This window comes from Ruminiclostridium josui JCM 17888 (assembly GCF_000526495.1).
GTDB lineage: Bacteria > Bacillota > Clostridia > Acetivibrionales > DSM-1351 > Ruminiclostridium > Ruminiclostridium josui.
In genome coordinates this window covers 1,373,015-1,386,967 of record NZ_JAGE01000001.1, presented here as the reverse complement: position 1 = coordinate 1,386,967, position 13,953 = coordinate 1,373,015, and the positions used below count along the sequence as shown (strand labels likewise).

The 13,953-nt window shown below is 33.9% G+C and carries 13 protein-coding genes and 1 CRISPR repeat array (1 of these 14 running past the window's edge); of the genes, 11 read left to right on the top strand and 2 right to left on the bottom strand.

Annotation, left to right across the window (positions count from 1 at the left end):
* Nucleotides 1-2,827: direct repeats of the CRISPR family, unit length 30 nt; unit sequence GTTTTAATATAAACAGAGTGGAATGTAAAT (it extends 163 nt beyond the left edge of the window).
* Between the two features lie 224 nt (nt 2,828-3,051).
* Complete coding sequence (locus K412_RS0106530; RefSeq protein WP_024832352.1) at nt 3,052-3,609, top strand: GNAT family N-acetyltransferase; 558 nt, start codon at nt 3,052-3,054, stop codon at nt 3,607-3,609.
* A gap of 9 nt (nt 3,610-3,618) precedes the next feature.
* Here the strand turns inward: K412_RS0106530 and K412_RS0106525 are convergent, their stop codons facing one another.
* A complete protein-coding gene (locus tag K412_RS0106525) occupies nt 3,619-4,029 on the bottom strand; it encodes a Fur family transcriptional regulator (protein WP_024832351.1) in 411 nt (136 codons plus the stop codon).
* Nucleotides 4,030-4,157: 128 nt separating this feature from the next.
* Here K412_RS0106525 and K412_RS0106520 point away from each other — a divergent pair, with 128 nt between their 5' ends.
* From K412_RS0106520 to K412_RS0106475, 10 genes are all read left to right on the top strand, one after another.
* Nucleotides 4,158-5,090 (top strand): CobW family GTP-binding protein, encoded by a 933-nt coding sequence (locus K412_RS0106520; RefSeq protein ID WP_024832350.1) that lies wholly within the window; start codon nt 4,158-4,160, stop codon nt 5,088-5,090.
* Between the two features lie 2 nt (nt 5,091-5,092).
* Nucleotides 5,093-6,625 (top strand): permease, encoded by a 1,533-nt coding sequence (locus tag K412_RS0106515; RefSeq protein WP_024832349.1) that lies wholly within the window; start codon nt 5,093-5,095, stop codon nt 6,623-6,625.
* 23 nt (nt 6,626-6,648) lie between these two features.
* Nucleotides 6,649-7,350: a TIGR03943 family putative permease subunit gene (locus tag K412_RS0106510; protein ID WP_024832348.1), complete on the top strand. Its 702-nt coding sequence runs from the start codon at nt 6,649-6,651 to the stop codon at nt 7,348-7,350.
* Nucleotides 7,351-7,522: 172 nt separating this feature from the next.
* Entirely contained in the window at nt 7,523-8,632 is a 1,110-nt protein-coding gene (locus K412_RS0106505) for a hypothetical protein (RefSeq protein ID WP_024832347.1), read from the top strand.
* Between the two features lie 87 nt (nt 8,633-8,719).
* Complete coding sequence (locus K412_RS0106500; protein ID WP_024832346.1) at nt 8,720-9,724, top strand: LacI family DNA-binding transcriptional regulator; 1,005 nt, start codon at nt 8,720-8,722, stop codon at nt 9,722-9,724.
* Nucleotides 9,725-9,904: 180 nt separating this feature from the next.
* Nucleotides 9,905-10,351: a YaiI/YqxD family protein gene (locus K412_RS0106495; protein WP_024832345.1), complete on the top strand. Its 447-nt coding sequence runs from the start codon at nt 9,905-9,907 to the stop codon at nt 10,349-10,351.
* Nucleotides 10,352-10,384: 33 nt separating this feature from the next.
* Nucleotides 10,385-11,059 (top strand): lactate utilization protein, encoded by a 675-nt coding sequence (locus K412_RS0106490; protein ID WP_024832344.1) that lies wholly within the window; start codon nt 10,385-10,387, stop codon nt 11,057-11,059.
* A gap of 27 nt (nt 11,060-11,086) precedes the next feature.
* Nucleotides 11,087-11,368, top strand: a complete 282-nt coding sequence (locus K412_RS0106485; protein WP_024832343.1) for a DUF503 domain-containing protein — start codon at nt 11,087-11,089, stop codon at nt 11,366-11,368.
* 43 nt (nt 11,369-11,411) lie between these two features.
* Nucleotides 11,412-11,909 carry a peptide-methionine (S)-S-oxide reductase MsrA gene (gene msrA / locus K412_RS0106480; RefSeq protein ID WP_340139734.1) on the top strand — a complete coding sequence of 166 codons (498 nt, stop codon included), beginning with the start codon at nt 11,412-11,414 and terminating at the stop codon, nt 11,907-11,909.
* A 3-nt stretch (nt 11,910-11,912) separates the two neighbouring features.
* Nucleotides 11,913-12,527: a GNAT family N-acetyltransferase gene (locus K412_RS0106475; RefSeq protein ID WP_024832341.1), complete on the top strand. Its 615-nt coding sequence runs from the start codon at nt 11,913-11,915 to the stop codon at nt 12,525-12,527.
* A 41-nt stretch (nt 12,528-12,568) separates the two neighbouring features.
* Here the strand turns inward: K412_RS0106475 and K412_RS0106470 are convergent, their stop codons facing one another.
* Nucleotides 12,569-13,858, bottom strand: coding sequence for a S1C family serine protease (locus tag K412_RS0106470; protein WP_024832340.1), 1,290 nt, complete (start codon nt 13,856-13,858; stop codon nt 12,569-12,571).
* Nucleotides 13,859-13,953 lie beyond the last annotated feature (95 nt).

Here is a 13,953-nt window from a genome sequence, read left to right as displayed (position 1 = left end):
GAACTAAATTATAGTTGCTGTTACGTGGAGTTTTATGTTTTAATATAAACAGAGTGGAATGTAAATAATGCTGAATCCTATAATCAATATGAATATAAGTACGTTTTAATATAAACAGAGTGGAATGTAAATACTTAATGAATAAGAGGGGCTTTCACACGGGAAATAAGTTTTAATATAAACAGAGTGGAATGTAAATCCTAAAATTTATCTCATTTAAAATAATATTCCATCGTTTTAATATAAACAGAGTGGAATGTAAATTCTTTACCGAGCTTATGATTCTGTCTTGCATAATGTTTTAATATAAACAGAGTGGAATGTAAATTACACCAGCTGAAGCTGGTAAATCTATATGTCCCTCGTTTTAATATAAACAGAGTGGAATGTAAATGCGAATTGGTTCGTATCTGGTGAATTAGGGGACAAGTTTTAATATAAACAGAGTGGAATGTAAATTGGAATAGTTATGTACTCTCATAAGATATCACACTTCGTTTTAATATAAACAGAGTGGAATGTAAATTTATTTTGTTCATAAACTAAGCGTAAAGCCTCAAGTTTTAATATAAACAGAGTGGAATGTAAATGAATTACAAACAGATATAAATCATGAAGCATTTACGTTTTAATATAAACAGAGTGGAATGTAAATCTAAATTATTTTATTAATTACTATGCTTATATATTGTTTTAATATAAACAGAGTGGAATGTAAATTTTTAGCTGATTCGATATATAATTCATGTTTCTTGAGTTTTAATATAAACAGAGTGGAATGTAAATGCTCACAGACAGAAAATATTGTATAAAATCATTGTGTTTTAATATAAACAGAGTGGAATGTAAATTGGGTGCGGGTGCTCTTGGTGGTGCTGTTGCATTATGTTTTAATATAAACAGAGTGGAATGTAAATTGTTAAGTAATTCTTCGATGAGATAATTAAGACGGAGTTTTAATATAAACAGAGTGGAATGTAAATACAAAAAAAGGATAGCAATAAGCCACCCTTAATTTGAGTTTTAATATAAACAGAGTGGAATGTAAATTTGCCGACTAGGGCGACTAAGAAAAAGTTTTCGGTTGGTTTTAATATAAACAGAGTGGAATGTAAATATCGAAGTCACTAACTTTGGAATGGAGGATGGTAAGTTTTAATATAAACAGAGTGGAATGTAAATGTAATAAGTGAATGGGTAAATAATGGGAATAACGCTGTTTTAATATAAACAGAGTGGAATGTAAATCCACAAGACAAGTAACTACAAGTTATGGTGGTGTAAGTTTTAATATAAACAGAGTGGAATGTAAATGAAGGTTGAAAAGACTATTATTGATACTATGAAACGTTTTAATATAAACAGAGTGGAATGTAAATCATACAAAAATACAGGACTAACGCCTGTAATATTGAGTTTTAATATAAACAGAGTGGAATGTAAATCAGGTTTAACAATAAATTCAGTAAGATAGTCAGCGGTTTTAATATAAACAGAGTGGAATGTAAATTTTTTACAATTTAAGATGAATGGGTCCGCATTTAGGTTTTAATATAAACAGAGTGGAATGTAAATACTATAACAACAAGAATATATTATCTGTCTATCATTGTTTTAATATAAACAGAGTGGAATGTAAATTTCTGTATGTATCTTAGTCCCGTTTTTAAATACGTTGGTTTTAATATAAACAGAGTGGAATGTAAATGAAATAGCAATATTAGAATTGTCAAAAAGACTGGAGTTTTAATATAAACAGAGTGGAATGTAAATAAAGTACAAACCGCTGCTACTGCTGCAAAAAATGCACGTTTTAATATAAACAGAGTGGAATGTAAATACTGAATTATCTATAGAAGATATTGATGAAACTATGTTTTAATATAAACAGAGTGGAATGTAAATACGAACGAAATAACTAAGAATATTGAACATATTAAGTTTTAATATAAACAGAGTGGAATGTAAATGCTGAAAGCGTAAAACGACTGGGGCCAAAACGGCCTCGTTTTAATATAAACAGAGTGGAATGTAAATAATATAACTTTTATTTGATTATTGGAGAGCCTGAGTTTTAATATAAACAGAGTGGAATGTAAATAATTTAGGTGGTATAGACATTTTGGGATAATCAAGTTTTAATATAAACAGAGTGGAATGTAAATCTATACAAATAAATCATAACAACCTCCGTCAGCTTAAGTTTTAATATAAACAGAGTGGAATGTAAATACATCATAATAAACATATTGCCCGTCTGTACGAGCGTTTTAATATAAACAGAGTGGAATGTAAATGCCGCAAGAGCCGCCAAAGCGTCTGTTTTTACTGTACGTTTTAATATAAACAGAGTGGAATGTAAATACAAGGTTCTCTTTTTTTGTAGGTATAGGCTTATTTGTTTTAATATAAACAGAGTGGAATGTAAATTTTAATGTGACCTTCAGCGACCTTGTGGGTATTACGTTTTAATATAAACAGAGTGGAATGTAAATTCAGGTTGTCGAGCTCGACATAACAAAATGCACGGTGTTTTAATATAAACAGAGTGGAATGTAAATATCCGCAAACAATAGCAGTTAAAGGTATGGTTGATAGTTTTAATATAAACAGAGTGGAATGTAAATTAATATAAGCTTTGATGTAAGCAGTATATACGGCACAAGTTTTAATATAAACAGAGTGGAATGTAAATAAACTATTGACGTTACTGTTGAGTGTGAAGTCGCAGTTTTAATATAAACAGAGTGGAATGTAAATCAAAGCGAATCTGATGATAGCGGGTTTTATACAATGCGTTTTAATATAAACAGAGTGGAACGGTTTTATTTACTCGCCATTGACCAAGTTCTATATTAGCCGTAATCAAGATACTTCCCAAACTTGATTTAATTGCATTTCGCAATTAAGTATACCTGATTATGCTTTCAAAAATGGCACAGAAATGTGGTTTTTGAAAAAATTTTAATATTAAGGTTACTATTAGACAAAATGAATATATAATTGTGTAATAAAATATATTAGTCAAGTATACAACTTTGGGAGGTTAATATGAAAATAGCAAGTGAACGTCTCAGTTTCAGATTCTTTACCCATGAAGATTTTCCGTTATTCTATTCTATATTTTCAAATGAAATTGTAATGAGATATGCATGGATAGATAAAATAGACAACGAAGAAGATGCTCGTGCTTTTTTTGAGGGATATATAAATACAGATGAGAATATTAATAGCGATGATTCCTATGCCTTTGCAGTTTTTTCAAAAAACGGAAATGAATTTATAGGCTTTGCAGACGTACTGGTTCATAGCAGAAATAGTTCAGGAGGCTGCGGAGAGATAGGATATTTTTTGTTGCCGGAATATTGGGGCAAAGGCTTTGCAACAGAGATTGCAAATACATTGATAGAATTTTGCTTTACTAGGCTTGGACTTCACAAGGTATCTGCCAGATGCAATTCAAACAACCTTAAATCAGAAGGAATTATGAAAAAGGTTGGTATGACATTTGAAGGAGAGCTGCGCAAGGTAAGGTTCAAATATGGAAAGTGGGACGATGAAAAAAACTACGGAATCCTTTTAGAAGAATGGAAAGCAGCTAACCATTAAGAAATCATGTTAATTATGCTTAGCACATTTAGGGCATATGCCTGAAAATTCTAGACTATGTCCAGTTATTGTGAATCCGGTTTGCTTAATGAGACTTTTTTCAACATTTGATAAGGGGCAATCATCAATTGGTACAGTTTCATTACACAAGGTGCATACTAGCTGATGCTTGTGCTGATGACTATTTATCTGGTAATATGTTTTGCCGTCCTGACTAAGGTTTTTTAAAAGAATACCTTTATCAGAAAGAGTCCCCAAGGTTCTGTAAGCAGTTGACAGGCTCATAGGAACATTTTTTATAACTATGGAATATATTTCTTCTGCAGTCAATGGTATAGCTGAATTTTCCAGTACAGCAAGTATAGCCATACGGCGCTTAGTGGTTTTCAAATCTGAGGATTTTAGAACATTTTTATCCATAATAGCTGCTCCTGTTAATGCTTTTTCAAATATAATATAGCTCACAGTAAGAATATATGTCAATGACCGGCCGGATAATCATTAATTAGAAGTGACTGAATATAATTAAGTAAAGGGGGACATAGTACATGGCGGTTAAAATAGACATTGTTTCAGGCTTTCTTGGAGCAGGAAAGACAACGTTAATAAAAAAGCTTCTGAAAGAAAAATTAGGCTCAGAAAAAGTAGTAATTATAGAAAATGAGTTTGGTGAGATAGGAATTGATGGCGGAATTTTAAGGGACTCAGGGATAGAGATAAAAGAAATTAATTCAGGCTGTATTTGCTGTTCATTGGTTGGAGATTTTTCTACGGCTCTTAAAGAGGTCCTAAGGAAGTATACGCCTGATAGGGTTATTATTGAACCCTCCGGTGTAGGAAAGCTTTCAGGGGTTCTAGAGGCTTGCGGCAAAATTCAAAAGTATGCAGATGCAGCAGTAAATATGTGTATAGCAGTTGTGGATTCAATGAAGTACATAATTTATGTAAACAATTTTGGGGAGTTTTTTCAAGACCAGATAAACAATGCAAAGACTGTGATTTTAAGTCGGACACAAATGATGGAGCAAAATAAGCTTTCTAAAGTTGTAAATGATATTCAGAAACGCAACCCGAAAGCCAATATTGTAACCACCGATTGGTGGGCATTAAAAGGGGCGGATATCATCTCTCTTGCAGAACGGGGCGGAGATTTAAATATAGAAAATCCTCCAGAGAAGAGGCTGCATAGTCACACAGAGGTTGATAAAATGTTTCAAAACTGGGGTATTGAAACTCCTAAACTTTATACCAATGAAAGCATACGCAGTATACTAAAATCACTTTCAAATAAGTCCTTGTATGGCAATATACTAAGGTCAAAAGGAATAATTCCATTAGAGAAAAGCAACTGGGTACAGTTTGATTTTGTACCGGGAGAAATTAATATCAAGCCGTGTTTGCCGGACTATACGGGACGGATTTGTGTTATCGGTGAAAAGCTCAATACTGTAGAATTGAAAAAACTTTTTACGGGAGTATAAATGTGAGTATACAACTTAGTATAATTGGGGGATTTCTTGAAGCTGGCAAGACCACATTCATACAAAACCTATTAAAAGGCGGCAATGACAGATATAGCAGTAAAAAGACTGTATTGATATGCTGTGAACAGGGATTTGAAGAATACCGGGAAAGCACATTAAAAAGATATAATACTGTATTGATTAATATAAATGATATACGTGTGCTTGACAGAAGCTTTATATGTTCCGTTATTGAAGAACATGACCCGGACCGGATTTTGATAGAATATAACGGAACCTGGCCCATAGGGGAATTTTTAAAGATAAGATTACCTTCAGGATGCTGCATAAGCAATATATATTTTATTGCAGATGCTTCTAATTTTGCATTGTATATGAGCAATATGAAGTCAATAATGACAGAGCAGATTTCAAACAGCGACATTGTTATTTTAAACCGGGACAAATCCTTGGATTCGGTGGAGAAAGCAAATATCAAAAGAGCCATAAAGGCTGTTAACAGGCAGACTAAAGTTATTTACCATATAAAAGATTATCAAATGCTTCAAGGTAATAATAAAGATATCAGTGGTTTTATATTTGCGGCGTTATTACTTATGCTATACCTGTTTTTTACGTCAGTTAAAAATACAGGCTCTGCCTTTATAAGTATTTTTCTTGGCATTCTCATACAAGCCCTTCCATTTATATTATTAGGCATATTTATTTCATCCTTTCTGCAGGTATTTGCTTCCGACGAAAAAATTGCTAAAGTGTTTAGCCGTTTTAAATGGGTTGGTTTTCCGGCAGCTGTGATTATGGGAATTTTCTTTCCTGTATGCGATTGTGCAATGGCTCCAATATGTTCAAGACTTGCCGGAAAGGGAGTTCCAGTGTACTATGTGCTGACATTTTTGTTAAGCGCCCCAGTTGTAAATCCTGTTGTAATTATGTCTACATACTATGCCTTTCACGATAAACCAGAAGTTGTTTTTATGAGGGTAGGATTAGGTATTGTAATAGCACTGATGGTAGGACTTATATTGAAATTTGCAGGAGTTACAAAAGAATATGCCATAAATGAGAGGGTTTTGGAAACGCCATGCTCAGGCGGGTATATTGAAAATTTATCCCAAGAAGGATTTATAGGGAAACTGTGGATGCTTATAAGACATGCAGGAATGGAATTTTTCAATGTGGGCAGTTACATAGTAGTAGGAGCATTTATAACCTCTCTTTTACAAACATTTTTGTCAAGAGAATTGTTTTCTGCAGCGGGCATTGGTGGACACTTAGAATTGCTGATAATGTTAGGGGCTGCTGTATTTATGTCGGTATGTTCAACATCTAATGCATTTATCGCAAGGGGCTTTTCTTACAGCTTTCCAACCCATGGGATAGTATGTTATATGGTAATGGGGCCCATGCTTGATTTGAAAAATATATTAATGCTTTCGGCAAGTTTCAAAAAGAAATTTTTAATAGAACTGTTTGTAATGCTCATAGTTATTGCGGTATTTATTTTCTCAATAGCAGCAACTTTTTTTAGCTGACGGGAAGTGGGATTGATAGTATTATGAAAAAAGTAAACAAAGAGATTTTGGCACAGATAACAATTTTATTATTAATTGCTTCTTTACTTACCCAGGCTATTATAACAGGGAAAATCAAACATTATGTTAACATACATATAGTAAAATATCTATGGTTTTCTATAGCAGGAGTTATGGCTATTGCATTATCCCTGCTGCCGAGCTTGTTTAGGCCTAAGCGCAGAAATAACATACTTCCTTGTGCTATTTTGGCTATCCCCGTACTTGCAGGAGCTATAAATGTCACAGCACCTGTTGATGGCGCGGATATAAAGTCTAATACAGGACAAATACAACATGAACAAGACAGTAATTTGTCTGGTATAGTTAATATAAGCGATGATGAATATTTAAATTGGTACACTGATGCTTATAAAAACCCGAATAAATATGATAATAAAACTGTGAGAATCAAAGGTACTGTTTTCAGAATGGACGGGTTTAGCAGCAATGAGTTTATTCCTGCTCGTATGTCAATGGTTTGCTGCGCCGCAGATCTTGTTCCATATGGATTCCTATGCAGATATAAGGATGCAGAAAAATTTAGAAATGGTGAGTGGGTTTACGTTACAGCTAAAATAAAAGTAGAGTACGAGCCTCATATGAAAAAGGAAATGCCGATACTTTACGGAATATCAGTTACTCCTGCACAGAAACCGGAAAACGAGCTGATTTATCCCTACTAATTCATTAATATCAAATCATTTGCAATAAACACCAAAATATTACATATTTATACAAAAAATACTTTTAAATTGACAAAACAAATCAAACATTATATTATGGAAATAAGTATCAAATATATCTTTTATTGTAAGGCTGCCTAGACATAAATGTTTCCGAATATGAGGTGGAATTATGAAAAAATGTGATTTAAAAGATCTTAATTTCTTTCTGCTTAGTGACGGAGAAGAGGATACTGTTTCACTGCAGCTCAACTGCTTGGAATCTTCAATTTATAACATACTTAAAAACAGTATCAACATTGACAAAAACGTAATTGCATCTCTTTTCATCAGAGATATAAACCCTTCTTTGTGGCTTCACAACACAGATAATACTTTAAGGATAAATAATGAGAGCAAAAATTTAACTCCCCTTTGGAGCAAATATATAAAGCTTAATGAGTATGTAAAAATTCAAGAAAAGGATTCCATAGACCTTCTTAAGTGGCTTTTGGATGAAGGCCATATGGTTATAGTTCAAACTGTATTTGAAAAAATGAAATTCTATCACAAATATGATCCCAACTTTGATTTAAATACATATTATCAGGGACCACAGAACCATGTTAATATTTTACTCCACTACGAGGATGACAAAATATATTTTGCAGAGAAGGCTCCATATTCAGTAAATAAGGATAATTATGTTACATATGATTTGAATAGCCAGATTGGAGTGGCACCAATAAGTGAACTTGCTGAGGCTTGTAGCCACTTTTTGAGATGTTATACGCTGAAAATCAATGAAACTGAACTGCATAAGTACAATACAATGAAACATGAATTAAAAGACTTTATAAATGCTATGGCGGAAAATTATTTTAAAGGAAGCTATGAGGATTTGTACGGTTATACAATTTATTATGGAATAGATGCTTTAAATAAATTTATTCAATTATCTCATGAGGGGTACAATCTGAAAAACTATTTTAAGACAGTGGGCTGGGAGCAAAGAGACAGGCTTACCTTCGATTTCTGGATGATTCACGGTGCAAGAATACTCCTTCTAGAATGCCTAAAGCAGGAAAAGGATGATAATTCAGGCGAATATAAAGAACTTCTGGCTACACTCCAAGAGTCCATTACTAGATGGACCATTTTGGGAAAGCACATGAATAAAATACTTCAGTCCAAAGTAAATAATCTTAATAGCAAAACTGCTGCACTTATTAAGGATTTAATTGAATTGGAGTCCAATATGCATATTATGTTAACAAAGTACTTTAGTACTGCTGCAACCTGAACTGGAAAAACTCAGTAAATTATAGTAAAATAGTAATCAACCCGCAAAAGCTAACTAGTACTGACAGTTTTTATGAGAGGTAAGATTATGAAAAGCAGCATATCCATGAAAAATATCGCCAAAGAATTAAATGTCAGCATTGTCACAGTTTCTAAAGCACTGAATGATAAAGACGGCGTCAGTAAAGAATTAAAGCTAAAGATAAAAGATTTAGCTGATAAAATGGGGTACAGGTACAATATGATGTCAAAATCCATGCGAGATGGTTTGTCGTATAATATTGGAGTAATTATCCCTGAACATTTTCTGGGGGACGACAAGTCATATTATTTCAGTGTTTTTAAACACCTGTCTCAAATAATGGAAAAGTATCAGTATTGCGCAATCCTTCAGGTATTAAACTCAGAGGATGAGAGCAAAGTTATACTACCTAAGTTTTATTATGACAAAAAGGTAGATGGACTTATTGTTCTGGGACAGGTAAGTAAAGCCTATATAAAGATTTTGCAGAATATAGAAATACCCGTGGTTTTTCTGGATTTTTATGATGACAGTACAAATGTTGATTCAATAACGGTGGACAATTATTGGGGAGCTTATGAATTAACAAATTATCTAATAAAGAACGGACATGTTAACATAGCATTTATTGGGGATATATATGCAACCAGCAGTATTCAGGATAGATATTTGGGTATGTGCAAATCTCTTTTGGAACATGGTATAAAATTGAGAGAAGATTATGTGATATGCGATAGGGACAAGCATGGAAAGTATATTGAGCTCAAATTTCCCAAAGATATGCCTACTGCTTTTGTGTGCAACTGTGATGGTATAGCATATAACCTCATTTTAAAGCTTAAAGAAATGGGCTATTGTGTACCGGAGGATTTTTCTGTAGTAAGTTTTGATAACGATATATATGCTACAATATCTGAACCGCAAATTACTACAGTAGAGGTTGATGTAGAAGAAATGGCGGCAACAGCAGTTAAGTCCATCCTTGATAAGATAAAGAATGAGAACAAAAGTCATGGCAGGTCTAGTATAAAGGGAAGAATTGTTTACAGAAACTCAGTTAAAAAAATATAATTTACAAAAATAAAAATTGCATGGACATTCCATGTGATTTTTTATTTATTCTAAGCCGCAGAAATTAACGTTAACATCGGTACATTTTCACTAATATGTCTGCAAAACCTACGGATAGTTGATTTAATTAAATTATTTGGTATAGAATAATAAATAAAATAAAAGCTGGAAGGAATTTATATGCAAATACTTGTTGATGCTGATGCATGCCCGGTAAAAAATATAATCATAAGAATTGCAAAGGAATATAGTATTCCAGTCACAATGATTATTGATACCAGTCACCAATTAAATGATGGATATAGCACAGTAATTACTGTAGACAAAGCCAATGACAGTGTTGACATAAAGCTTATAAATATGCTCAAAAAGAACGATATTGTGGTTACTCAGGACTATGGTGTAGCTGCTATGGGACTGACTAAAGGTGCAAAGGTTTTAAATCAGAATGGATTAATATACTCTGATAACAATATTGACAGATTGCTATTTGAAAGGCATTTGGGACAAAAAATCAGGAGGTCGGGAGGAAGAACTGGCACTATAAGAAAAAGGTCAAAGGAGAACGATGGAGCCTTTGAAAAAGCACTCCTGATGCTTATAAAATCAGAATTTGAAAACATATAGGATTTGATTATATAGAAAATGGAGGGGATTAAAATGGATAACAATGTAAAGGCGATTTTAGACAAAAGAATTAAAAAAACTATGGAAAATCTCAGAGCCAATAATATGCAGCCTTATTATGTTGAAACTGTAAAGGATGTTGCAGGGAAAGTAGCTGAATTACTAAAAGAAGGAGATACCGTTGCTGTAGGTGGTTCTATGAGCTTGTTTGAGGCAGGAATTATAGATTTGCTGCGCTCGGGTAAATATACTTTCCTGGACCGATATGAAGAGGGGTTATCAAAGGAACAGATTCATCAAATTTTCCGGAAATCCTTTTTGGCAGATGTGTATATCAGCAGTTCGAATGCTATTACGGAAAATGGGGAACTATACAATGTAGACGGCTATTCCAATAGGGTTGCTGCTATATGTTACGGCCCGGAATCAGTAATAATTGTGGTGGGTATAAATAAAATAGTAGGAAATCTGGATGAGGCAATTAAAAGGGTAAAAACCATGGCAGCTCCCGCAAATGCTACTCGACTTAATTGTACTTCTTATTGTACCGAAAAAGGAGAGTGCATGGGACTTACATCAGGGAATTCTTCAATGACAAATGGCTGTCGTGGTCAAAACAGAATATGCTGTAATTATGTTGTCAGTGCATATCAGAACCAAAAAGACAGAATTAAGGTAATAATAGTTGGAGAGGAACTGGGATATTAATAGGTTTCAACTGTAGAGGGAGACTTTATGATTGTATCAACTTTGAGAATAAAGCTTTATGCGCCCATGTGCCATTCGCTCAAGGATAAACGTATGATAGTTAAAAGTATCGTGCAAAGGGCCAGAAACAAATTTAATATATCCATAGCTGAGATAGAGGAGCAGGATTTATATCAGACTATTGTAATAGGTGCAGCCTGTGTGTCTACGAGCAGAGCACAGGCAAATGCTGTTCTGAATGAAGTCATGAAATTTATAGAGGAAAACACAGAAGCAGAAATAACTGATATTTTATTTGAGGACAGATAAATATAAAAAAGGAGTGACGACAATGACTGAAGCAAATAATAGTATTTCGGAGATTTGGCTTGCAGGAGGATGTTTCTGGGGAGTGCAGGCTTTTTTGTCTAGACTTCCGGGAGTAATCCATACTGAGGTTGGATATGCAAACGGAAACACTGAAAACCCTACGTATGAGGATGTTTGCAGAAGGTCAACAGGTCACGCGGAAACTGTTTATGTAAAGTATGATAGGACTAAGATTTCTATGGAAAAGCTTCTGGACTACTTTTTCAGAATTATAGACCCTACATCACTGAACAGACAAGGAAACGATATAGGTACACAGTACCGTACAGGTATTTACTATAAGAATTTCGAAGACGAAGAAATTATAAAAAGCTATATTAACAACAAACAGGAGTTATACAAAAGGAAAATATTAACGGAGGTTCTTCCTCTTGATAATTTTTATAAAGCTGAGGATTACCATCAGGAGTATCTGGAGAAAAATCCTAATGGCTACTGTCACATTGATTTATCTATATTGAATGAAATTGGGAAGGAATAAACCATGGCATACGATGTAAGGCCTGTTAATCTCCATGAGGTCAGAGATTTATACATAAACATAGTAAATGACTTTGCACAGGGGGAATATCCGCCCTATGAAGATTTATACAAACAGCTTGAAAAAGGTATTCAAAAGGGATTTGTGCTTGTAAATGACCAAAAAGATGTTGCATACTCAATTTGTACCGTGGACAGCACAGACTCTTTTGTTCTTATAAGCTTATTGGCAGTTTATACGAAATATAGGGGAAAAGGCTTTGGAACAAAGTTTATAGAAATATTAAAAAACAGATATTGCGACAAGCGAAGTATTATTGTAGAGGTTGAAAAGCCTGAGGATGCTTTAGAGCAGAAAGAACGCGATATTAGGGAAAAAAGGATTAAATTCTATGAAAAAGCAGGCTTCATACTGTTGCCTGATATTGATTACGCTATATGGGATATTCCCATGTATTTGATGATTTTACCCAATGAAACTTTACAGATTGACGCAAATTCTATTAGCAGTTTAAATGAAACAGTTGGGAAGGCTATGGGTGATATTTATCTTAAACTTCTGGGTAAAAAATTCTTTCATAAGATGGAATTAAAAATAAAAAACAAGTCAGGGCTTTAAGGGGGCATATAAAGCCCTGACTTGTCGCTTATAATTGATTACTACTGATTAGCTTCCATAAATGTAAGCTTTAGAGTTATTTGCTGACCGTTTCTGGAAACTACTACGTTAACAGTATCACCGGCTTTGTGCAGTTTCTTGATTGCATCAATGTCTGAATTTGTTTTTACTTTTTTACCGTCTAACATAATAATTATGTCTTTTGCTTTTATACCTGCATTTGCTGCGGCTCCTCCAGGAGTTACTTCAACAACGTATAATCCTACCGGTATTCCATACATTTTAGAATATTGTTCAGGAACCTCCTGAGTTGAAATTCCCATTAAAGGCTTTCCTTTAACATATCCATAGGTTTTTAGCTGTTCAATTATAGGTTTAGCTGTGTCCATTGGTATTGCAAAACCAAGGCCTTCAACACCGCTTTCGGATATCTTTGCTGAATTAATGCCTATTACTTGTCCTTTGGAATTTACAAGGGCACCACCGCTATTACCGGGATTTATTGCAGCATCTGTCTGGAAAAGATCCATAGGTCCATTACCAGTATCAACCTGTCTATTTAGTGCACTTATTACACCGACAGTTACAGAGCCTGCAAACTCCATTCCAAGTGGGTTTCCAATTGCTACGGCAGTATCACCGACTTCTACTTGGGAAGAGTTGCCAAGTTCTGCAACAGGAAGGTTAGTGAGATTTATCTTTATAACAGCAAGATCGTTATCCTCATCACCACCTATAAATGTAGCTTTTGCTTGTCTTTTATCAGGTAAATACACTGTAAGTGTAGTATTTTTTGCTCCCTTCTTAGGGTCTGCATATGATACAACATGGTAATTTGTCATTATATATCCGTCAGCAGTAAATATTATACCTGACCCTTCAGAGCTGGAACTAGATGGTGTTCCAAAACCGTAGAATCCCGAAGAACGACTGTTTTGAACGTTCATTGTTACACCAACAATTGAGGGTCCCACTTTCTTTGCTATTTCAGGTATAGTCAAGTCTCCGGCAGAGGTCTTTAAAAGAGTAGCTGCTTTCAATGATTCGGCTGCTGATGAAGTAAGTGTGCCTACAACGGAGTCTGTGTTGCTTTTTGCTGAAAGAGCAACTGACTTCTGTAAATCTCCTATTTGTCTGTCAAGCTCCTTTGAAAACTTGTAGTACATTCCGCCGCCTACTGCTGCTCCGGTAATTATTGAAGTTATAAGCACAAGTGATAAATAGGTAGTAAACTTATGCTTTTTTCTTTTAGGGGTTATTGTTATAATTTGGTTGTTATCAAAATTTGAATTATTATAGTATCCATTGTTCCAATCATTATTATTATACATAATCTAGTCCTCCTATCTTTAGAAAATTCATTAAGTTATCTTATGATTATATAATAGCTGTAAATTATGTATTTTTTACGAAGAAAAAGTTAATA

Excerpts from the sequence above, each read along its gene's own strand:
- K412_RS0106530 (WP_024832352.1), top strand. The coding sequence starts at position 3,052 with ATGAAAATAGCAAGTGAACGTCTCAGTTTCAGATTCTTTACCCATGAA.
- K412_RS0106525 (WP_024832351.1), bottom strand. The coding sequence starts at position 4,029 with ATGGATAAAAATGTTCTAAAATCCTCAGATTTGAAAACCACTAAGCGC.
- K412_RS0106520 (WP_024832350.1), top strand. The coding sequence starts at position 4,158 with ATGGCGGTTAAAATAGACATTGTTTCAGGCTTTCTTGGAGCAGGAAAG.
- K412_RS0106510 (WP_024832348.1), top strand. The coding sequence starts at position 6,649 with ATGAAAAAAGTAAACAAAGAGATTTTGGCACAGATAACAATTTTATTA.
- K412_RS0106505 (WP_024832347.1), top strand. The coding sequence starts at position 7,523 with ATGAAAAAATGTGATTTAAAAGATCTTAATTTCTTTCTGCTTAGTGAC.
- K412_RS0106500 (WP_024832346.1), top strand. The coding sequence starts at position 8,720 with ATGAAAAGCAGCATATCCATGAAAAATATCGCCAAAGAATTAAATGTC.
- K412_RS0106495 (WP_024832345.1), top strand. The coding sequence starts at position 9,905 with ATGCAAATACTTGTTGATGCTGATGCATGCCCGGTAAAAAATATAATC.
- K412_RS0106490 (WP_024832344.1), top strand. The coding sequence starts at position 10,385 with ATGGATAACAATGTAAAGGCGATTTTAGACAAAAGAATTAAAAAAACT.
- K412_RS0106485 (WP_024832343.1), top strand. The coding sequence starts at position 11,087 with ATGATTGTATCAACTTTGAGAATAAAGCTTTATGCGCCCATGTGCCAT.
- K412_RS0106475 (WP_024832341.1), top strand. The coding sequence starts at position 11,913 with ATGGCATACGATGTAAGGCCTGTTAATCTCCATGAGGTCAGAGATTTA.
- K412_RS0106470 (WP_024832340.1), bottom strand. The coding sequence starts at position 13,858 with ATGTATAATAATAATGATTGGAACAATGGATACTATAATAATTCAAAT.